The 21229-nt window shown below is 53.6% G+C and carries 19 protein-coding genes; 8 read left to right on the top strand and 11 right to left on the bottom strand.

Annotated features, from left to right (window positions below; all coding sequences use genetic code 11):
- The first annotated feature begins 19 nt into the window (after nucleotides 1–19).
- The 4 genes from K1Y77_RS14110 to K1Y77_RS14095 all read left to right on the top strand — a co-directional run bounded on the left by K1Y77_RS14110 (nucleotide 20) and on the right by K1Y77_RS14095 (nucleotide 5313).
- A complete protein-coding gene (locus tag K1Y77_RS14110) occupies nucleotides 20–1396 on the top strand; it encodes an aspartate aminotransferase family protein (protein WP_264429087.1) in 1377 nt (458 codons plus the stop codon).
- Nucleotides 1396–2895: an aldehyde dehydrogenase gene (locus K1Y77_RS14105; protein WP_264429085.1), complete on the top strand. Its 1500-nt coding sequence runs from the start codon at nucleotides 1396–1398 to the stop codon at nucleotides 2893–2895. The genes K1Y77_RS14110 and K1Y77_RS14105 overlap by 1 nt, the downstream gene beginning before the upstream one ends.
- 148 nt (nucleotides 2896–3043) lie before the next feature.
- Nucleotides 3044–4585 carry a Na+/H+ antiporter NhaC gene (nhaC, locus tag K1Y77_RS14100; RefSeq protein WP_264429083.1) on the top strand — a complete coding sequence of 514 codons (1542 nt, stop codon included), beginning with the start codon at nucleotides 3044–3046 and terminating at the stop codon, nucleotides 4583–4585.
- Between the two features lie 176 nt (nucleotides 4586–4761).
- Entirely contained in the window at nucleotides 4762–5313 is a 552-nt protein-coding gene (locus tag K1Y77_RS14095; protein WP_030070421.1) for a cupin domain-containing protein, read from the top strand.
- A 151-nt stretch (nucleotides 5314–5464) separates the two neighbouring features.
- On the opposite strand, the gene K1Y77_RS14090 is transcribed toward K1Y77_RS14095, so the two are convergent.
- On the bottom strand, nucleotides 5465–6160 hold the full coding sequence (locus K1Y77_RS14090; protein WP_264017603.1) for a transglycosylase SLT domain-containing protein: 696 nt from the start codon (nucleotides 6158–6160) through the stop codon (nucleotides 5465–5467).
- A 142-nt stretch (nucleotides 6161–6302) separates the two neighbouring features.
- Nucleotides 6303–7721 (bottom strand): aminotransferase-like domain-containing protein, encoded by a 1419-nt coding sequence (locus K1Y77_RS14085; RefSeq protein ID WP_264429081.1) that lies wholly within the window; start codon nucleotides 7719–7721, stop codon nucleotides 6303–6305.
- Between the two features lie 140 nt (nucleotides 7722–7861).
- Between K1Y77_RS14085 and K1Y77_RS14080 the strand changes: the two genes are divergently transcribed.
- Together K1Y77_RS14080 and gabT are read left to right on the top strand one after the other, a co-directional pair.
- A complete protein-coding gene (locus K1Y77_RS14080) occupies nucleotides 7862–9313 on the top strand; it encodes an NAD-dependent succinate-semialdehyde dehydrogenase (RefSeq protein ID WP_264429080.1) in 1452 nt (483 codons plus the stop codon).
- An 11-nt stretch (nucleotides 9314–9324) separates the two neighbouring features.
- Nucleotides 9325–10596: a 4-aminobutyrate--2-oxoglutarate transaminase gene (gene gabT, locus K1Y77_RS14075; RefSeq protein WP_264431502.1), complete on the top strand. Its 1272-nt coding sequence runs from the start codon at nucleotides 9325–9327 to the stop codon at nucleotides 10594–10596.
- Between the two features lie 112 nt (nucleotides 10597–10708).
- On the opposite strand, the gene K1Y77_RS14070 is transcribed toward gabT, so the two are convergent.
- Nucleotides 10709–10915 carry a hypothetical protein gene (locus K1Y77_RS14070; RefSeq protein ID WP_264429078.1) on the bottom strand — a complete coding sequence of 69 codons (207 nt, stop codon included), beginning with the start codon at nucleotides 10913–10915 and terminating at the stop codon, nucleotides 10709–10711.
- 234 nt (nucleotides 10916–11149) lie between these two features.
- Between K1Y77_RS14070 and ald the strand changes: the two genes are divergently transcribed.
- Nucleotides 11150–12265 (top strand): alanine dehydrogenase, encoded by a 1116-nt coding sequence (ald, locus tag K1Y77_RS14065; RefSeq protein WP_030070416.1) that lies wholly within the window; start codon nucleotides 11150–11152, stop codon nucleotides 12263–12265.
- Nucleotides 12266–12349: 84 nt separating this feature from the next.
- On the opposite strand, the gene K1Y77_RS14060 is transcribed toward ald, so the two are convergent.
- The gene (locus tag K1Y77_RS14060) at nucleotides 12350–12598 is read right to left on the bottom strand and encodes a SlyX family protein (protein ID WP_030070415.1); all 249 of its coding nucleotides are present in this window, start codon (nucleotides 12596–12598) and stop codon (nucleotides 12350–12352) included.
- A gap of 124 nt (nucleotides 12599–12722) precedes the next feature.
- Between K1Y77_RS14060 and K1Y77_RS17370 the strand changes: the two genes are divergently transcribed.
- Entirely contained in the window at nucleotides 12723–13271 is a 549-nt protein-coding gene (locus K1Y77_RS17370; RefSeq protein WP_030070414.1) for a cold-shock protein, read from the top strand.
- 101 nt (nucleotides 13272–13372) lie between these two features.
- Here the strand turns inward: K1Y77_RS17370 and K1Y77_RS14050 are convergent, their stop codons facing one another.
- The 7 genes from K1Y77_RS14050 to map form a co-directional block, all read right to left on the bottom strand.
- Nucleotides 13373–13762, bottom strand: coding sequence for a hypothetical protein (locus K1Y77_RS14050; protein WP_035536339.1), 390 nt, complete (start codon nucleotides 13760–13762; stop codon nucleotides 13373–13375).
- The gene (gene dapE, locus K1Y77_RS14045) at nucleotides 13759–14931 is read right to left on the bottom strand and encodes a succinyl-diaminopimelate desuccinylase (protein ID WP_264429075.1); all 1173 of its coding nucleotides are present in this window, start codon (nucleotides 14929–14931) and stop codon (nucleotides 13759–13761) included. The genes K1Y77_RS14050 and dapE overlap by 4 nt, the downstream gene beginning before the upstream one ends.
- Entirely contained in the window at nucleotides 14918–15943 is a 1026-nt protein-coding gene (gene dapD, locus K1Y77_RS14040; RefSeq protein ID WP_264429073.1) for a 2,3,4,5-tetrahydropyridine-2,6-dicarboxylate N-succinyltransferase, read from the bottom strand. The genes dapE and dapD overlap by 14 nt, the downstream gene beginning before the upstream one ends.
- Before the next feature lie 56 nt (nucleotides 15944–15999).
- Nucleotides 16000–16347: a Spx/MgsR family RNA polymerase-binding regulatory protein gene (locus tag K1Y77_RS14035; RefSeq protein WP_030070410.1), complete on the bottom strand. Its 348-nt coding sequence runs from the start codon at nucleotides 16345–16347 to the stop codon at nucleotides 16000–16002.
- A gap of 27 nt (nucleotides 16348–16374) precedes the next feature.
- Entirely contained in the window at nucleotides 16375–17571 is a 1197-nt protein-coding gene (gene dapC / locus K1Y77_RS14030) for a succinyldiaminopimelate transaminase (protein WP_030070409.1), read from the bottom strand.
- 137 nt (nucleotides 17572–17708) lie between these two features.
- The gene (locus K1Y77_RS14025) at nucleotides 17709–20384 is read right to left on the bottom strand and encodes a [protein-PII] uridylyltransferase (protein ID WP_030070408.1); all 2676 of its coding nucleotides are present in this window, start codon (nucleotides 20382–20384) and stop codon (nucleotides 17709–17711) included.
- A complete protein-coding gene (map, locus tag K1Y77_RS14020; RefSeq protein WP_030070407.1) occupies nucleotides 20384–21175 on the bottom strand; it encodes a type I methionyl aminopeptidase in 792 nt (263 codons plus the stop codon). Before map ends, K1Y77_RS14025 begins: the two co-directional genes overlap by 1 nt.
- Nucleotides 21176–21229 lie beyond the last annotated feature (54 nt).

Raw genomic sequence — 21229 nt, 5'->3', positions numbered from 1 at the left:
CTTGAACAGGAACTGACCTATGCAGACCCAGGACTATCAGACGCTGGATCGCCAACATCACCTTCATCCATTCACTGATTTTAAATCACTTGGCGAAGAGGGTAGCCGAATTATCACCCATGCCGATGGGGTATACATTTACGACAGCCAGGGCAGTCGTATTCTTGATGGTATGGCGGGTCTTTGGTGCGTCAATCTCGGTTACGGGCGTCAGGAGTTGGTTGACGCCGCCACCGAGCAGATGCAGCAGCTGCCGTATTACAACAACTTCTTTAAAACCACCCACCCACCGGCAGTGAAGCTGGCCGCAAAGCTGAGTGAGCTGGCACCCGAGCATATCAATCATGTGTTCTTCACGGGGTCCGGGTCTGAAGCCAACGATACCGTGCTGCGCATGATACGACGCTATTGGGCGATTAAGGGCAAGCCGGAAAAGCAATGGGTTATCTCGCGTGAAAATGGTTATCACGGCTCTACTGTCGCAGGCATGAGCCTTGGCGGGATGGCGCCGATGCATGATCAAGGCGGTCCATGTGTGCCGGGGATTACCCATATTTGCCAGCCTTACTGGTTTGGTGAAGGGCGCGACATGAGCCAGGAATCCTTTGGCAAGCAGTGTGCCCAAGCGTTGGAAGAGCAAATTCTGGCGTTAGGTGAAGACAAAGTGGCGGCTTTTATTGCTGAGCCGGTGCAGGGCGCAGGCGGTGCGATCATTCCGCCGGACAGCTATTGGCCTGCGGTGAAAGAGGTGTTGGCCAAGTACGACATTCTGTTGATTGCCGATGAAGTCATTTGCGGCTTCGGACGTTTAGGCGAGTGGTTTGGCAGTACTCACTATGGGTTAAAACCTGACCTGATGCCGATTGCCAAAGGGTTGTCGTCGGGCTATCTGCCCATTGGCGCGGTGCTGGTGGGAGATCGCGTAGCCGATACGCTGATCGAAGACGGCGGTGAGTTCTTCCACGGCTTTACTTATTCCGGCCACCCTGTGTGTGCGGCTGTTGCGCTTAAAAACCTCGAATTGCTGGAAAGTGAACGGGTAGTCGAGAAAGTCCGCGATGAATTGGGACCCTATCTGGCTAAGCGTTGGCAGGAACTGGCTGAGCATCCGTTGGTGGGTGAAGCCCGTTCGTTAGGCTTGATTGGTGCACTAGAAATAGTCGCCGACAAGAGTACCGGCGAACGCTTCGATAAGTCTCTTTCTGCGGGCAATCTGTGTCGTGATTTGTGCTTTGAAAGTGGCCTGGTGATGCGTTCAGTGGGCGATACGATGGTGATCTCTCCGCCGCTCACTATTACCTGCGATGAAATCGATGAATTAGTCAGCAAGGCGCGTTTGGCGTTGGATAAAACCGCTGAAAAGCTGGCGATAACACACCCTATGGAGAGTGCATAATGGCGGCAGATACACCGAAAACCCTCGCCGACTGGCAATCAAAAGCTTCATCGTTGAGCTTTGAAACGCGCGCCTTCATTAATGGTGAGTTTGTCGCTGCCGTCGATGGCAGCACGCTGACCAGCATTAACCCTGCCACCGGGCATGTTCTTGCAGAGGTGGCCAGCTGCGATGCTCAAGATGCTGAGCTTGCGACGCAAGCAGCCCGTGCAACCTTTGAAAGTGGTGTCTGGTCACGTTGCCACCCAAGTAAGCGCAAGCGGGTGCTACTGCGTCTAGCCGAGCTGGTAGAGGCCCACCGCGATGAATTGGCGCTGTTAGATACGTTGGATATGGGTAAGCCGATTTCCAGCTCGCTAGGGGATTTGGCAGGCACTGTTGCCTGCCTGCGCTATCAGGCGGAATGTATCGACAAGCTTTACGGTGAAGTGGCACCTACTGGAGATCGCGCGCTAGGGTTGGTACTGCGCGAGCCAATGGGCGTTATCGCTGCCATTGTGCCGTGGAATTTCCCACTAATGATGACGTCGTGGAAGATTGCACCGGCTCTGGCGGCGGGCAACAGCGTCATTCTCAAACCGTCGGAAAAATCACCTTTGTCAGCGCTGCGCTTGGCACATCTTGCCAAGGAAGCGGGTATTCCCGATGGCGTCTTTCAGGTGCTGCCAGGTTACGGCCATACGGTGGGCAAGGCTTTGGCGCTTTCAATGCAGGTCGATGGTCTTGCATTTACAGGCTCCACCGGCGTGGGCAAACAGCTGATGCAGTACGCGGGACAATCCAACCTGAAACGCGTGTTTCTGGAGTGTGGCGGCAAAAGCCCCAACATCGTTTTCGCCGACTGCCAACACCTTGATGCCGTCGCTAAAAGCGCTGCGGAAGCTATTTTCCACAACCAAGGCGAAGTCTGTATTGCTGGTTCACGCCTGTTGGTGGAAAACAGTATTCGCAAAGACTTTGTGGCCCGCGTGGTGAAAGCTGCTGAGCATATGCAACCTGGAGACCCGCTCGATCCAGCTAGCTTCATGGGCGCCATGGTGGATGAAGCGCAGTACCAACGCGTACTGGAGTATATACGCCAAGGTGAAAATGAAGGCGCTACCCTGAGGCTAGGCGGCGAACCTAGCGGTTCCAATGGGTATTTCCTGCCGCCTACAGTCTTCGATGATGTAACTCCCGAGATGCGCATTGGCCGCGAAGAAATATTTGGCCCTGTGCTGAGTGTGTTTGGTTTCGACAGCGAAGAGCAAGCGATTGCGCTGGCTAATGACAGCGACTACGGCCTTGCTGCTGGAGTTTGGAGCCAAGATATTGACCGCATCATGCGGGTCTCTCGGCGTCTGCAATCTGGCCAGGTATATGTGAATAACTGGGCTGGTATCGATCAGACTGTTCCCTTCGGTGGCGTTAAGCAGTCCGGCAATGGGCGCGATAAATCGCTTCACGCGCAAGAGAAATACTGTGAAGTGAAAACAGTGTGGATGTCGCTTAGCCCCTAAACATTGCGGTTCGTGACGAGCGAACCGCCATTGAAGACATTACGTTGAGTTACCTACAGCGCCAGGCGCTGCCGTTCAAGCGGTGGCACCTGGTAACGGCTCCCCTGTGCCTAAACACCTTATCAAACATGTAATAACACGCTTTGCGATGGTCCTAGCGGACCTGCAAAACGGTTTTTTACGCGGCTATATCGCTACCAACACCAACAACAAGCAAATGCTGAGTGAGGACATTATGTCGACCGACACTACTGCTAAGGACGATCAGGAAACACCGCGGCCAAGTTTAAAAGCGACCATGATACCGATTGTGTTTATGGCGGCATCATTGGGCGTATTTATTGGCTACTTCGAGACAGATCCGCACCTGCCACTGTTTTTAAGTGCGATTGTGGCGACGGTGGTGGCTATTGCGACGGGTAGCCGCTGGAAACAACTTGAAGCGGGTATCATGCGCTCTATTGGCCTGACGACTCAGGCAATTGTCATTCTGATTATTATCGGCACGATTATTGGCTACTGGATTGCTGGTGGGATTGTGCCCACGATGATCTATTACGGCCTGAGCATTCTGGCGCCAGATTACTTCTTGGTCGCGGCGTGCTTAATCTGCTGTTTAGTATCGTTGGCTGGGGGAAATGCCTGGACGGCGGCCGGGACTATTGGTATCGCCTTAATGGGCGTTGGTGAAGGGCTAGGCCTTAATCCCGCAATGGTCGCGGGAGCCGTGATCTCAGGCGTTTATTTTGGCGACAAAATTTCTCCGCTTTCTGAAACCACCAATATGGCGCCAGGTGTGGTTGGCGTTGATCTGTTTGAACACATTCGCTATATGCTTTACACCACGGTCCCTGCGCTAGCAGTTGCTTTGGTGCTTTATACTATCATCGGCTTGAACATGACGCCTTCTGGTGATGGCGCAACACAAGTAGCCGAGTTGCAGCAGAGTCTCAATGAGTTGTTTATCATCAGCCCCTGGCTGCTGCTGGTACCAGCGGCGGTTATCGTGATGATGATTAAGAAAGTACCCGCCATTCCTGCGCTTTCTGTAGGCTCATTGATGGGGATTGTCTGCGCGATTGTGGTTCAGGACGTGCCTTTAGGCGATAGCTTCACTATTTTTGTGGAAGGCTACGCGGTCGATACTGGAAACGTGACGGTAGACGAGCTGCTGACCAACGGCGGTGTCAGCGCCATGATGTGGACGGTTTCGCTAATCATTATCGCGATGAGCTTTGGCGGAATTCTTGAGTCGGCAGGGTTCTTTCGCACGATTGTTGAGAGTCTGCTTAAACTGGCTAAGACTACTGGCAGCCTGATTGCTACAACGGTAGCAACATCAATGGCCGCTAACGTCGTGGGTTGCGATCAGTATCTGAGTATTATTCTGCCTGCCCGTATGTATGCCAACGAGTACAGGCGCCGTTCGCTCAAGCTGAAAAACCTGTCTCGCACGGTAGAAGATGCAGGCACCATGACATCACCATTGGTGCCCTGGAATACCTGCGGTGCCTTTATGTTTGCCACGCTTGGGGTCAGTGCCTTTAGCTATGCGCCCTACGCCTTTCTGGCGTTGCTGAGTCCGATGTTTGCTCTTCTTTATGGTTTTACCGGCTTCCGTATCGCCTATGAAGACGACCCTCAAACGGCGGGTAACGACGCAGGGTTGGCCGGTGCCCGTAGCGCCTGAGCGGAGTATGATGGCTGAGGCTGATTAAGATACCTATTTTTCAAAACACCACGTTAATTGAGAGATTGCCCCACAGCCGTGGGGTTTTTTTTGCGCTATTATGTGCCCGTCAATAAACCGTCAACGTAATTCACTGATTTAAATTAATTCACTTATTAATAGGGAGTGAAAAAGGCATGTCGGATGACGTGGGTGCGAGCTTGCGCTCCTTGCGCAAACAGCGAGGAATTTCGCAGCGTGAACTGGCAAAGCTGTGTGGGGTCACTCACTCAAGCCTTTCGCTTATAGAGCAAGGAAAAGTTAGCCCATCAGTCAGTTCTCTGAAGAAAATCCTAAACGCTTTCTCTATGAGCGTTGGTGATTTTTTTACGATGGATCTTGATAGCCAGGAGCAGATTTTCTATTCGGCGGATGACTTGGTTGATATCGCATCCGGTGATATTTCCTTCAAGCTGGTCGGAGCAAATCGGCCCAACCGTGCATTGGCGTTTATGGTCGAACAATATTTGCCGGGCGCTGACACTGGCCAGGCTATGATTACTCACTATGGTGAAGAGGCTGGCTTTGTAGTAGAAGGCGAGATCGAAGTTATTGTTGGGAGCACTGCTAGACGTTTAGGGCCGGGGGAGTCTTATTATTTCAAGACAAGCGTTCCGCATCGTTTCCGAAACATTGGGGATGCTCCCTGTAAGATAATTAGCTGCGCTACGCCCGGTAAGGCGTTCTGACATCATTGGCATGGCTACCGTTATTGTTTCACCATGCCAACTATTACCACGCCAGAAAGTAGTGTTGTCAAAAACACAACGCTTACTAATGCCGTGCCACTTATTAGCCATGTCACTTACACGCCACTTAGTAGTGCTATGAGTGAGCCTCTTAACTACGACAAAACGGCCAGACTTGATAAAACTTGCGGCACTGAAACTCTGCTTCGCAAGCGTTGAGCTGCGCTTGATAACGGTTAGCGCGGGCTGCCACTTGGCTGCCTGCACGCAGTACGTGGGGTTTACTGCGGTAGGAGCCTCGCTGATAACCCCCTGCGCCTTCATGGTAAGCGTAATAAAGGTGTTCAGGATTACTTAGCGAAATGCCCGCCTGTTGCTGAGAACGGCGATTATACCAACCAATAAAATCAGTGGCGTGCTTCATATGCGTACGCCGTGCCATCAAACTGCCTGCTTGGTCACGGTACTCTCCCCATACTGGGTCTTGGGCCTGGGCATAACCTTTAGCTGAAGAAGGACGGGGGCCGGGAATAAAGCCCAGGTAATATTTGCGGTCTGGGCGCACATGGCTGCGAAATGAAGATTCCTGCTGAATAAACGCCATCTGCGTGGCAATAGGCGTGCCCCATTTCTCTTCTGATTCCCGAGCATAGTCATACCAGCTCGGCTGCTCACGAAAGATTTCACAAATATTGCTCTGATCTTCAGGCGGGCTAGGAGCAAAGGTTGCGCAGCCTGAAACAACGAGTATGGCGCTCAGCGCTATCAATAGGCGGAGTGCCGTGAAGGGTAACGAGAACCTGACCCTAAAACGCTTATCGATAGAATTATCAACAGGGCGACGCATGACAAAATCCTTGTGAATAAGTTTTTATAAATAAGCTCTTATAAATAAGCTCTTATAAATGAGTTCTAGTGAAGACGTTTTTGCGGCTGCGCTTTTATCAATAGACCTAAAGCGTGCCACTAATACTTTCTAAACCTTGCGCTTAACGCAGCAGTAACTCTAAACAGCGGCGCAGCCGCTGTGCTTCACGCACTAATGTTACCCCTGATAGCATGCCCACGCCCATTACCAAGCCAACGCGTGGATCTGTCTTAGTGCATACCGTGCTTAGCGGACGAACAATGAAGTGTTCTTTGAGCAGTGCTTGGGCAAGTGCCACATCATTAACCCCTGGTGCAAACTCAACGCACAAGCTAATTGCGCTAGTCGGGGGAGACACATTGCTTACCTTGGGCAGTGAGCTGAGTTGGTCATGAAGCACCTGCTGGCGGCCTAAATAGTCGCGCTGAATACGGCGGCACCAGGCATCTAAATCACCATCAAACATAAACTGTGCCAATACCGCTTGTTCAAGCATACGGCCTTCGCGAAATAACTCGCTGCGCAAGCGATTCATCGGGCCTGCCAAGTGGTGTGGCACTACCAAGTAGCCAAGCCGCAGGCCGGGAAACATCATCTTAGAGAACGAACCTACTAGTAAATGGCGTTCCGAGTTTGGATCAAACAGCAGGTTAGTGTGATCGTCTCGGGTGAATTCGTAGTCATCTTCAACCACATAAGTAGGCGATAGCGCAGTACACAACTGCTGCTTATGCGTAGCGTTTGTAGGCACGCTAAGCGGGTAGTGATGTGAGCCGGTCAAATAGGCAAGCGCAATATTATCGGTTGTCTGCGGTAAAGCGTGCCCGCTATCGGGAAACCAAGGCAGCATCTCAATCGAAAGACCGGCCGCAGTGAATATGTTGCGCGCCCCCCAGTAGCAGGGTGACTCTATTGCCACGGTATCGCCTACATCGGCTAATGCCATGGCGCATAGCTCAATGCCGTTATGGGTACCGTCGGTGATAATGATTTGCTCAATATCACAATGAATATTGCGCCAGCGTGCCAGAAACTCTCGGATTGCGCGCTTAAGCGGGCCATATCCGCCGGTAGAGTAAGAGAGCAGCAAAGCATTTTGTGGCACGGTGACGCTGGCATAAAGCTGACGCCACTTGCGCATTGGAAACTGCGCGATGTCCGGTATGCCAGGCACAAAGGCACCGCTTTGCACCGTGCTCGCCCCTGGCCAGCGCAACACTTGTTGAGCGCGTTTCGAAAGCTTAACACTTGGCGGTGTTGGCGCGGCAGACACTTCTTTCTTACAACTCCAGGTGCCTTTGCCATGAAACGTCGTCAGTAGGCCTTCTTCAATAAGCGACGCAATGGCACGAGACAGCGTGTGTCGAGCAACACCCAACGTTACTGCCAACTGCCGGTGTGATGGCAGGCGAGTTTGGTGCGGCCACGCTTGGGAGACCGCCTGTCTCAGGGCTTGCTCTAGGCGCACTTGTTTACTCAAACGCTCAGGCTGCTGGGCATAGCGTTTTACAAGTTGCTGTAACACGTCCTGGCGATCCATTCACATCCTCTTATTGTCATGATGCTCCTCGTTTAACTAGTAAAACAGAAAAGTGGTCTGGTTGAACGCAAAAGTGGTGCATTCGCCTACCAACACATTGCTGCTAGCGTGCCTATCATGTTGCAGACCAGGAGAAGGTGATGAGCTTTATCGAACAGTGGTTACACGATGCAGTGCCCACCCTGGTGGGTGGCGAGTGGCGCAAGGGCCAACAAACCTTTGCCGTTGATAACCCCGCTACCGGCGAGACGATTGCCCGCGTTGCCGACTTAGGCGCCGATGACGCCCGCGACGCAGTGGCTGCAGCGTATGCCGCTGGGCCAGCCTGGCGCGCAACGCCAGTAAAACAGCGCTCGGCATTGCTGCGCCGCTGGTTTGAGCTGATCAATGAGCACGCCGACGACTTAGCTCGCTTGATGACCCTAGAGCAGGGCAAGCCACTGACGGAAGCCAAAGGTGAAGTGGCTTACGGCGCTTCATTTATTGAGTTTTTCGCTGAAGAAGCCAAGCGTATGGCCGGGGAAACCCTGCCCAGCCACGGCGCGGACAAGCGCCTGCTGGTGCTGCGCGAGCCGGTCGGCGTGGTAGCCGCGATTACCCCGTGGAACTTCCCGCTAGCGATGATTACCCGCAAGTGTGCCCCGGCCTTGGCCGCAGGCTGCACCGTGGTGATTAAGCCTGCGGAAGCTACGCCGTTAACCGCGCTTGCTGCCGCTTACCTAGCACTAGAAGCGGGCTTGCCAGCCGGCACCATTAACGTGATTACCGCCTCACAACCGGCAGCGGTTGGCGACGTGCTCACCACCGATGCGCGAGTGCGCAAAGTTTCGTTTACGGGCTCGACCCCGGTGGGTAAACACCTGCTCGCTCAGTGCGCTAGCACAGTGAAGAAAACCGCCATGGAGCTGGGCGGCAACGCGCCGTTTATCGTCTTTGATGACGCTGATGTGGACGCCGCTGTAGAAGGGGCGATTGCCTCAAAATTCCGTAACGCCGGGCAAACCTGCGTGTGTACTAACCGCTTCCTGGTACAGGATGGCGTTTACGATGCGTTCGTCAGCAAGCTGACCGAGCGTGTTAGCGCGCTGAAGGTCGGCGATGGTTTAACACAAGGCAGCACCATCGGCCCGCTGATTAACCAAGCAGCGGTGGAAAAAGTGCAGCGTCACGTTGATGATGCGGTGAATCAAGGCGCGCGACTGCTCTGCGGTGGCAAGCCCCACGCGGCAGGCGAGCGTTTCTTCACGCCCACGGTGCTTGCTGACGTCACCACTCAGATGGCAGTGGCCGATGAAGAAACCTTCGGCCCAGTGGCTCCCATATTCCGTTTCCAGCGTGATGAAGAAGCGATTGCCATGGCCAACGATACGCCGTTTGGCTTGGCAGCTTACTTCTACGCCATCGATTACCGCCGTATCTGGCACGCCATGGAGCAGTTGGAATACGGCATGGTTGGCGTTAATGAAGGGCTGATTTCTACCGAGCTGGCGCCGTTTGGTGGCGTGAAAGAGTCCGGGTTGGGGCGTGAAGGTTCCCATCATGGGTTGGATGAATTTACTGAATTGAAGTACGTCTGTGTTGGCGGTCTATAAGGAAAACGATGATGAATAACCAAGAATTGAACGAACTGAAAAACCGCTACGTGGCCAACGGTGCCGCCACGCCGACAACCCAGTTTGCCGAGCACGCTGAAAACGCCGAGTTGTGGGATGCCGACGGCAACCGTTGGATCGACTTCGCGGGCGGCATTGGTGTGCTCAACCTGGGCCACCGCCATCCAAAAATTGTCGCGGCAGTAGAAGCGCAGCTTAAAAAAGTCATGCACACCAGCGCGGCAGTGATCTCCTACGCCCCTTACGTGCAGCTGTGCCAAAAACTTTGTGAACTGACGCCGGTGCGTGGCCCCGAGCGTAAAGCAATGCTGGTGAATACCGGTGCGGAAGCGCTGGAAAACGCCGTGAAGATTGCCCGCGCGGCGACTGGCCGTACAGGCATTATCACTTTCGACGGTGCTTTCCACGGCCGTACCATGATGACGCTGGCCATGACCGGTAAGGTACTGCCCTATAAGAACGACTTCGGCCCTATGCCGGGTGATGTTTTCCGCGCGCCGTTCCCCAACCCGCTGCACGGTATCAGCGAAGAAGCGTCGTTAGACGCCATTCGCACGCTGTTCAAAACCGATATTGCCCCGCATCGCACAGCGGCCATCGTGATTGAACCCGTACAGGGCGAGGGCGGTTTCTACATCGCCTCACCGGATTACCTGAAAGCGCTACGTGCGCTGTGCGACGAGCACGGTATTCTGCTGATCGCCGATGAAGTGCAGTCCGGCTTTGCCCGTACCGGTAAGCTGTTTGCGCTCGAACATAGCGGTATTGAAGCGGACATCCTCACCACCGCCAAGAGCCTGGCGAACGGCATGCCGCTATCGGCGGTTGTGGGTAGTGCCGAAGTGATGGACGCCTCTGGCCCCAATTCTCTGGGCGGCACTTACAGCGGCAACCCGCTCTCTTGCGCAGCGGCGTTAGCGGTGATTGAGGTGATCGAAGAGGAAAACATTCTGGCGCGCAGCGAACAGATGGGCAACATGCTGGCCGAGCGCTTTGCCGTGTGGGAAGAACGCTTCCTCGCCGTCGCCCACGGCCGCCAGCTCGGCGCCATGGCCGCGTTCGAACTGCTCAACAGCGAAGGCAAGCCGGATACTCAGATGACCGGAGCGCTGTGTGCCAAAGCCCGTGAAAAAGGCCTGATCCTGCTTTCTTGTGGCTTCTACGGCAACAGCATCCGCATTCTGGTGCCGCTAACGGTTTCTTCTGCAGTGCTGGAAGAGGGCTTAACTATTATCGAGCAGTCTCTGGAAGCGCTTAGTTAAAGGTCTATTTCTGGTCAAGAAAGAACGTTTGGCAGGTGAGCAATTAGGGGGCCAAAAAGGCGGCAACAGTGGATGCGTTACGTTCTGTTTGCTGAACACCTGGATGTCATGTTTACGCGGTAATGATGAGACAATCGCCAACACCTGGCGACTGATTGAAGAGCGCTACCGCAATGGCTATACCTCCCCGTATCACTGAGAAGCAGGCCTGTTGGTACGGGTGATCGACAGCGCTCAACGGGCAACCCTGCTGGCTCGGTAAGCCCGGCGACTGGGCAGCACGTCCACAAAACAGCGCGCCGTACACGGCGTCACTCAACCGATTCGCTTCCAAGGCTAATGGCGCGACGAGCAGTCTTTGATACGCCCCCTAACAAAGCCATGGTAAATGCCGTCGATTTTTTCGCTGATTTCCGTTAAACGCTAGATTCTTCTCTTAACAAACGCCTTAGCCGGCGTTTTTTTTGTTTTTCTTGCTTGGGGTGGTGGCTAGCGCCTGCTGTGCTGTAATTTGCTTAACAGCGCTAACAAACAATCGAGAAGGAGAACGCCAATGAAAATCGCCGTTCCAAAAGAAATTAAAAATCACGAATATCGAGTGGCGCTCACCCCGACAGGTGCGCGGGAACTTGTGGGGCGCGGCCACTCGGTGAGCGTGCAGGCTGCTGCAGGAGAAGGCGCAGGGTTTAACGACAGAGACTATGAAGCCGCTGGCGCTAAAGTAGAGGCAAATGTAGACGCGCTGTGGCAAAGCGCCGAGCTGATTCTCAAAGTTAAAGAACCACAAGCCGAAGAAGTGGCGCGTCTAACAGCCAATCAGACGCTATTCACCTACCTGCACTTGGCTGCGGAGGAAAAATTAACACAAGGACTGATGGCCAGTGGTGCTACCTGCATTGCTTATGAAACCATTACTGATGCAAAAGGAGGCTTACCGCTGCTAGCGCCGATGAGCACGGTAGCCGGACGCATGGCAGTTCAGGCGGGCGCGCATAGCCTGGAAAAAGCTCAGGGGGGCTCTGGCGTGCTATTGCCAGGTGTACCAGGCGTTGCGCCGGGTAAAGTAACCGTGATTGGCGGTGGTGTGGTCGGTGAAAATGCCGCCCGTATGGCGCTAGGATTGGGAGCTGAAGTGACTATTCTAGATAAGTCGATTGCTCGCTTGGAAGTGCTGGACGACCGTTATCAGGGACGCATCAAAACCGTGTACTCAACGGCGGACGCCCTTGATCAGGCGGTAAAAGAGTCCGATATGATTATTGGCGCCGTGCTTATCCCCGGTGCCGCTGCGCCTAAGCTGATTACCCGGGCCATGCTAGCGGATATGAAGCCGGGTAGTGTGCTGGTAGACGTCGCTATCGACCAGGGCGGTTGCTTTGAAACCAGCAAACCCACAACGCATGCCGAGCCGACCTATATCGTGGACGGCATCGTGCATTACTGCGTAGCTAATATGCCTGGAGCGGTAGCGCGTACATCTACGTTGGGGCTTACCAATGCCACCTTGCCGTTTGTGCTGGCGCTGGCTGATAAAGGCTGGCAACAGGCGCTTAAAGACGACCCACACTTCCTACCAGGGCTTAACGTTCACAATGGCCAAGTGACTTATCAGGCCGTTGCCGATGCTTTTGGACTCAAGAGCATCGACCCAGCAAGCGCGGTGGCATGATAATCAGGACGTCAATTAGTAGTAGTTGTTACTGCGAGTAACCGAGAGTTAGTGCTAATAGAGTTAGTGCTAATAGAATTAGTACTAATAGTGAGGGGGTATGTCGTCTTCTGGGCGAGTATCCCCCTGCGAATCACCCGCCTGAAGCGCCTGATATTGCTCGCGTAAGCGGTCACGCATCAGTGTACTTAGCTGCTCCAGCTTTTCTAGACGACGTTCTTGCTGGGCAACCGCCTGGTCAAGGGTGTCTAACCAGTGTTCCTGGTAAGCCAGTCGACTCTCTAAAGATTCAAGAAGTTGAGTTAGCTCAGCAGGCGATAATTCGTTTGTCATGATAACATCGTCACCTTATGTAGTAGATAGTATGTAGTATGCTCGGTACGGTTAGGAATGGGCCTAGCTGGCCGAGTATTGTCCTTCGTCTGTTACCCATACAACAAGAGAGCTTTTATCATCTATGAATCCAAAAGTTGTTTTTCGCTGTTTCTTCATCAGTGTTTTACTTGCCGCCCCCACGCCACTTCTTTTGGCGGGGATTGTTCATTTAACAAATGCCCCACTTGCTGAGCAGTGGCTAGCTGAGCTTGCTATTAGCGGCGCTAGTGGCGTTTATATTGCTGCTGCTCTAGGGTGTTTTATCGCGCTGTTTATTGGCACGTTAGCCGCTGCTGCTTTGGCTCCGCCAATGGTAGTAAAAGCGGATGTTGCGCGTACTAAGCCTGCTCCACGTCAGCCTCAAGCGGCTCCTGAGATGGAAGACGATGATGAAGAAGAGGAAGATATCATCGACCCCAATGATGGGCGTGAAGAGGGTGAGGTGAAGTGGTTTAATACCAATAAAGGTTACGGCTTTATTACCCGGGATAATGGCGAGGATGTGTTTGTGCACTTTCGTGCGATCCGGGGTCGTGGTCCACGTATGCTTGCCGAAGGTCAAATTGTCCGTTATCACGTGATTAAAAACGACCGTGGTCTGCAGGCGGATGATGTCAGTATCATTGAGTAGCTTTTATTAAATCGTTTGTATTTAGACGTCGCTTTTATTGAATAACGCTGGCGTCGCCAGCGACTAAAACACAAGACCCCGCAATGCGGGGTCTTGTGCGTTTAACGACCTGAATCGGGCCATTCAATAGCTTTTTCCTGGCCGCCAGGCAATACCTGCCAGAAGCGGTCGGGATCATCGCCTGGGTGCCAGCCACCTAGCGAGCAGCGTACTTCCGTTTGCAAAGCTTCTGCAGCGTGCTGAGCGCACTCTTGGTCGGTACGCCACGGGGTGTGTTGGCTATCGAACCATAGGCTGGCAAAGCCATCGGCAGCTTTATCCACGAGTAATACTGGTACCGCGTCGCCCTGGTAGTGCCCGCGGGTTTTCCATTTGCCTTTGCCCGCGGGGCTAAGCGGTGGTGCGTTGAGGGCGTCGCGTAGCCATGTATTGATGTCGTCTATCGTTACGCTCGCCAAGTACACTTCGATATCCGGAAACCGCTCCATCATACGCTTACCTCGTTATCCGTTAACAGGGCTTGAAGCGTAGCTTCATAGATGCGGCTGAGCTCATCCAGATCGCTGGCGCGTACGCGCTCATTCACTTTGTGAATAGTGTCGTTGAGTGGGCCAAGCTCTACTACTTGAGCGCCAAGTGTTGCAATAAATCGGCCATCTGAGGTGCCGCCGCTGGTCGAAAGCGCAGGGCGCTCGCCGGTAACGGCTTCTACACCGCGAATGGCAGCATCGACTAATTCGCCTTCTGCGGTCAGAAATGGCTCGCCGTTGAGGGTCCAGTCGATGTGGTACTCAAGGCCATGCTTATCCAAAATCGATTCGGTGCGGCTTCTTAGCATCTCATGGGTAACTTCCGTGGAATAACGGAAGTTAAACACAACTTCTACTTCACCTGGAATGACGTTAGTGGCCCCGGTGCCCGCGCGAAAATTAGATATCTGGAAACTGGTGGCAGGGAAGAAGTCATTGCCCGCGTCCCAGTGCTCGTTAACCAATGCATCCAGTGCGGGCATCGCTTGGTGAATAGGGTTGCGCGCAAGGTGTGGGTAGGCCACATGACCCTGAACCCCTTTGATATGCAGAACACCGCCCAATGACCCGCGGCGACCGTTTTTAATCATATCGCCCAGTCGTGAAGTTGATGAAGGTTCACCGACAATACAGTAGTCCAGGCGTTCGTTGCGTTCGCGTAAATGCTCAACCACAGCACGGGTGCCATCAACGGCAGGGCCTTCTTCATCGGAGGTGATTAAAAATGCTATTCGACCATCGTGCTCTGGATAGGTCGTCACAAAGCGCTCAACAGCAGTGAGCATAGCCGCTAGACTGCCCTTCATGTCTGCTGCGCCTCGCCCACAGAGCATGCCGTGCTCATCAATACACGGCTCAAACGGTGGGAATTCCCAGTTTGTGTGGGGCCCACTGGGCACGACGTCAGTGTGGCCAGCAAAGGCTAATACGGGGCCATGATGGCCTCTTATTGCCCAGAAATTTTTGACATCGCCAAACGGCAGTTGCTCGATATGAAAACCGAGCGCCGTTAAGCGCTCGATCATAAGGTCCTGGCAGCCTTCATCATCCGGCGTTACCGACGCCCGGCTAAGTAGCTCAAACGCAAGCTGCAACGTGGGCGACAGCGTTTCAGGCTCAGTTGTGGGCATGCAGTGCCTCGTTCAGCGCAATGGCGCTTTTATTGGTCAGGCACTCAATACGGCCGTTTTGTGAATTGCGGCGCAGTAATAAGTCATCTTGGCCTGCTAACTCGCGTGCCGCCACGGTGTTAACTTCCTGATTCTGGTCGTCGAGCAGGGTAACTTTCGAGCCTGCGGTAATATACAGCCCCGCTTCTACGGTGCAGCGATCACCTAATGGAATACCGATGCCAGCATTGGCACCAATCAGGCAGCCTTCGCCCACCTTGATAATGATGTTACCGCCACCCGATAGCGTGCCCATGGTGGAGCAACCGCCGCCCAGATCAGAGCCTTTGCCGACCATAACGCCTGCAGAAATGCGCCCTTCAATCATGCCGGGGCCTTCAGTACCTGCGTTGAAGTTGACGAAACCTTCGTGCATTACCGTGGTGCCTTCACCCAGGTAAGCGCCTAGGCGCACGCGAGCGGTGTCACCAATGCGAATGCCGGTAGGTACTACGTAATCGGTCATTTTAGGGAATTTATCGACGCAGTCGACGGATAGCGCGCGACCCGCTAAGCGTGCTTTCAAGCGGCGGGCGGGCAGCTCTTCGATATCAATCGCGCCTTCGTTGGTCCATGCGATATTGCGCAGCAGGCCAAACATCCCCGTCAAATCCAAGCCATGAGGCTTCACTAAGCGGTGAGAGAGTAGATGCAGCTTCAAGTAGACTTCAGGAGCGGTTTGCGGAGCTTGATCGCTTTCTAAAAACATTGCGACCAAGGGGCGATGGCTGGCGGCGAATGATTCAGCGAGTGCGGCCTGCTCAGAGTGGCCAGCAGCTTCCAATGCTTTTGCTAAGCGCGTGCAATCTTCGGGCAGAAAGCTGATCGATGCATTGCCGGTGGGGGCGTCTAACGCCTCTTTGGCTGCGGTTACTAAGCTGTCTGCAGGATTAAGCAGCGGAGCTGGGTAGTAGATTTCCAGCCAGTCGCCCTGAGTATTTTGGGTGCCGATTCCAAGCGCGAAGCTCAGCATAACGCGTCTTCCTTTAAGTTTTGAATAACAATCAGTTGTTAAGATTCAGTGGCATATTAGCCGCTGAGAGAGTCGTAATCGCCGTCGCGGTATCCCACTAAAATAGTGTCGTCATCAACTTCTAGTAGTGGTCTTTTGAGCAGCGTGGGCTGTTCAAGCAATAGCCTACGGGCAGACGTAGCATCTAAGCTGTCTTTTTCTTCCTGGGGTAAGTCGCGCCAGGTTTTGCTGCGTTTATTGATGGCTTCTAATAGTGGTACACGCTCAAGAATGTGCTCGAGCAAACTGGCGGACAGGCCATCTTTGCGCAGGTCATGGGTCTTGAAAGGAATGCCTTTCTCTTCAAGCGCTTTGCGTGCCTTGCGGCAGGTGTCGCAGGTGTTGATGATATAGAGTGTCAGCATACAACCTCCTTATAAATCGGCGGCGTTCTAGCCGCGCTCCACTAATTGGCGCAGACGCTTAGCAGCCTCTAGCGTTGGCGCGAGTTCCGCCACTAATGCCAGGCGCAGCCGACCAGCACCTGGGTTAAGGCCGTTTTGCCCCATGCGGCCCATCAAACTGCCAGGTAACACGCTGACGTGTTGCTCGCTAAACAGCCGTTGGGTAAAGGCGATATCATCACCGTCGGGCACCGCTGGCCATAGGTAAAAGCTAGCTTCCGGTGTGGGGAAGTCCATTACTGGTGCGAGAACGTTGGTCACGGCGCTAAATTTTTCGCGGTACGCATCGCGGTTGGCGCGGACGTGGGTCTCATCCTGCCAGGCGGCAATAGAGGCGTGCTGAAGCGGTAGCGACATTGCACAGCCGTGGTAGGTACGATAGCGTTTAAACGGTGCCAGAAGATCAGCATCGCCTGCCACAAACCCAGAGCGTAGCCCTGGTAAGTTGGAGCGTTTAGAAAGTGAATGAAATACTACGCAACGTTGATAATCGTCGCGGCCAAGCTCTGCACAGGCTTGTAGCAGCCCAGGAGGGGGCGTGTTTTCATTCAGGTATAGCTCTGAGTAGCACTCATCGGAGGCGATGATAAAGTCGTGCTCATCGGCCAGTGCGATGAGTTGTTTGAATTCAGAAAGTGGCGTGACCGCCCCTGTGGGATTGCCAGGTGAGCAAATGAATACAATTTGTACATCGCGCCAAGTTTCAGCGCTTACCGCCGAAAAGTTAGGGCGAAAGCCGTTGTCTGCTGTGCAATCTAAATAGAGCGGCTCGCCCCCTGCTAGTAGGGTGGCTCCTTCGTAAATTTGATAGAAGGGGTTAGGGACAGCCACCTTGGCTGGGCGATGGCGATCCAGGGCTGCTTGCACAAACGCAAAGATGGCTTCTCGGGTGCCGTTAACCGGGAGTACCTGGCGTTCGGCATCTAATCCGGCAAGTGAGAAACGTCGCGTTGCCCATCGGGCAATCGTTTCGCGTAAAGCAGCTAGGCCGTTGGTTGCTGGGTAGCGGGCCATCTCTAATTGATGAGCCACCAGTGCTTGTAATGCCCCAGAATAAGGCGCGTGCTGCGGCTCGCCAATGGTGAGCGGAATATGCTCAAGGTCCGTCGGGGGCACCAGCGCCGCTTTCAGGGCTGCTAGCTTTTCAAACGGATAGGGGTGAAGGGCGTTCAGATCGGGGTTCATGGCGAGTCCGTTGATAGCCTAAAGGCGGTGCTGGAGGTCCGTAAAGCGGCCCATTAAACTGCCGATTATAGGCAAGCCCTGGGGCCACCTCAAACTTAACCACCAGGACTTGGTTTATTTAAACGCTTCTTGAAAGCTTACACGCCAAGCACTTCGATCAGCCGTTCGCGAAGCTGCTGCTGCCGTGTTACGTCGGTCAGTGGTTCACCGGATTTCGTGGTAATAAAGAAAACGTCTTCAACTCGCTCGCCCAAAGTAGCAATTTTTGCCGCAGAGAGGGCAATATCCTGTTCCATGAAAATACGTCCTACCCGTGCCAGAAGGCCTGGGCGATCTGGGGCTGTCAATTCTAGCAGCGTACGTTCGTTGGCTGGATCTTGTTCAATGACGACTTCTGTGGGCACTTTGAAGTGTTTCAGTTGGCGCGGTGTATGGCGCGTGACGATCTCTGGGTAGTCATCTGGGTCGTCCAGCTCTTCAACAAGGTGTCGACGCATCTCCTCAATATGCTCAGGATCGCGGATAGGCTGGCCATAATGATCTAGCACAATAAACGTATTTAGCGTCCAGTCGTTGTGCGAGGTGGCGATGCGGGCATCATGGATAGACAGGCCTAACTGCTCCATGGCAGCGGCGGTCGCCGCAAACAGATCATCTACCGAGCGGGTATGGATAAACACCTTGGTGCCACCTTCGGCCATATCGGCGGTGGGGGCGCTAATTAAGACCAGCGGCAATTCAGACGGCTGGTGGGCAAGAATACCTTGGGTCTGCCAGACAATTTCGCTAGGTGCGTATTGAAGGAAATATTCTTCGCCGAGGGATTCCCATAGTTGATCAATCTGAGCGCTATCTACACCGACGGTTTGCAGTAACGAGCGGGCTTCTGTGCGAGTTTCGCGCACCCAGTCATCTCGGTCAGGCGGATTTTTAAGCCCCCTTCGCAGCGCCCGCTTGGTTTCAGCATGTAGTTGACGCAACAGCGACGCCCGCCAGCCGTTCCACAGGGTGGGGTTGGTGGCATTAATGTCAGCCACGGTGAGTACATAGAGATAGTCTAGGCGAGTCTCATCGCGCACAGTGAGGGCGAAATCGCGAATCACATCGGGGTCGCTGATATCGCGTTTTTGAGCCGTCATTGACATCAGTAGGTGGTGCTCCACCAGCCAGCGCACTAGGTTGGTGTCGTGTTGAGAGACATGGTGGCGATGACAAAACTGCTCTACGTCGCGCGCGCCGATATCAGAATGGTCGCCACCGCGGCCTTTGCCGACGTCATGGAACAGCCCGGCAATCCACAGCAAATCCATTTTAGGCAATTGATGAATCAGTGTTGCGGCAACCGGGAAGTCGTCTTTAGCATCGGGCTTGCGAAAGCCGTGTAAAAATTTTAGTAAAAGGAGGGTATGAGCATCTACGGTGTAAATATGAAATAAGTCGTGTTGCATCAACCCAACCGCACGACCAAATTCGGGCAAGTACTTACCTAGAATACCGTAGCGATTCATGCGTCTTAGCTGGCGGGGTACATTGCCCGGTGAACGCAAGATTGACATGAAAAGCCGCTGATGGCGTGGGTCTTCGCGGTAGTGATCATCAATTTGATGACGGTGATCGCGAATTAGACGAATCGTGTCTGCACGTACGCCTTCTATTTCTGGGTGTTTAGCCATTAGCAGAAACAGTTCCAGCATGGCCGCAGGGCGCTCACGAAACAGATTGCGTGAGCGTACCTGGATGTAGCCGCCTTTCGTTTCGAAACGCTCATTCAGCTTAACGGTTTCCAGCGCTTCTTTACCGCGTAGAATAACCTCATCAAAGTGCTGTAATAGCATGTCGTTAAGCCCTGCTAAGGCGGTTACATGCCGGTAGTAGCGCTTCATAAACTGCTCAACTGCTAGGCGCTCAGGGGTGTCTCGAAAGCCAAACATCTCGGCAATAGTACGCTGATGATCAAATAGCAAGCGGTCTTCGGCACGGTCTGTGAGCATATGCAGGGCGTAACGCACTTGCCACAAAAAGGCCTGCCCCTGGCTGAGGATGCGCAGCTCGGCATCGTTCATAAAGCCATTCGCGACAATGTCGGCATAATGCTCAGTGCCAAAATGGCGCTTGGCGACCCAGCCAATCATTTGAATATCGCGCAGCCCGCCGGGCGAACTCTTAAGGTTTGGTTCTAGGTGGTACTCAGAATTGTTGTAACGGTAGTGGCGGGCAATTTGTTCTTGCCATTTTGCTTCAAAAAAGCGATCAGCAGGCCAAATGTGCTCGGCACTAAGGCGTTCACGCATCTTTTGGCGAAGATGCTCAGGGCCAGCGATGAGGCGTGATTCAAGCAGGTTGGTCATCACGGTAACATCAGCCTTAGCTTCACGTTCACAGTCATTTAGTGAGCGTACGCTATGACCGATCTCAAGACCGATATCCCATAAGAAGGTAATAAAAGCGCTTAGCGATTCTTGGAAGGGAGTGTCATCGTCGTGCTCTAGCAGCAGCAACAGATCGATATCTGAGTGCGGATGTAGCTCGCCACGCCCATAGCCACCCACAGCCACCAGAGCAACACCTTCGTCAGGCCAATCGTGCTGTTCCCAGGCGATTGCTAGCAACTGATCCAGATACCACGCTCGTCCGCGGACTAAGTCGCGTATATCTGCCCCTGACCGAAACTGTTCATCCAATCTAGCTTGGAGTTCGCGCAGCGCCGCCTTAAACGGCGCAATCGGAGAGCGTGATCCGGCTAGCTCGGTACGAAACATAGCGAGATCGTACAGCGTGGTGTCCGGTTCAAACCGGTAGTGATGAAGAAGCATCAGCGATTCAAAAAACTGAAGTCTTCATCGCTGCGTGCGGTCAGCACGTCAACACCGGTATCCGTGACCAGCAGCGTATGCTCCCACTGAGCAGACAGGCTGCGGTCTTTGGTGACCGCTGTCCAGCCATCGCGTAGAACCTTGGTTTTGTAGCCGCCCACGTTAATCATGGGCTCGATGGTAAAGCACATGCCTGCTTCCAGTGGAATATCAGCATCTGGCGCATAGCCATCATAGTGAAGAAACTGTGGGTCCTCGTGGAAGTCTGCGCCGATGCCGTGGCCGCAAAAATCGCGTACCACAGAATAGCCGTGGGCTTCAGCATGTTGCTGAATTACTCGGGCGAGCTCCGACAGACGTACGCCTGGCTTTATCAGGGCAATGCTTTTGTACAAGCACTCTTGAGTGATACGGCATAGACGCTCGCCCTGAATGGTGTCGCCAATCACGAACATCACACTGGAGTCACCGTGGTAGCCATCCGTCGTTCTGACGGTGATATCCAGATTCATGATGTCGCCATTCTTTAGCTTTTTGGCGTCATCGGGAATGCCATGGCAGACCACGTGATTAATCGATGTACAGGTTGCTTTCGGAAAACCGTGATAGTTCAGCGGTGCAGGTGCAGAGCCTAAAGTGTTAACAATGTAATCGTGGCATAGGCGATCAATTTCTCCGGTGGAGATCCCTGCCTTGATGTGGGGAGTGATCATTTCAATGACGCTGGCGGCTTGGCGCCCGGCTTCGCGCATTTTCTCGATTTCAGAAGGCGTCTTGATAGGAACGTTCATGAATTCTCGATGTGGATTCTAAGTAAGTGGTGAACGGCAATGGTGAGCGGTAAA

The sequence above is a fragment of the Halomonas qaidamensis genome, from assembly GCF_025917315.1.
GTDB lineage: Bacteria > Pseudomonadota > Gammaproteobacteria > Pseudomonadales > Halomonadaceae > Vreelandella > Vreelandella qaidamensis.
This window is presented reverse-complemented; position numbering and strand designations above follow the sequence as displayed.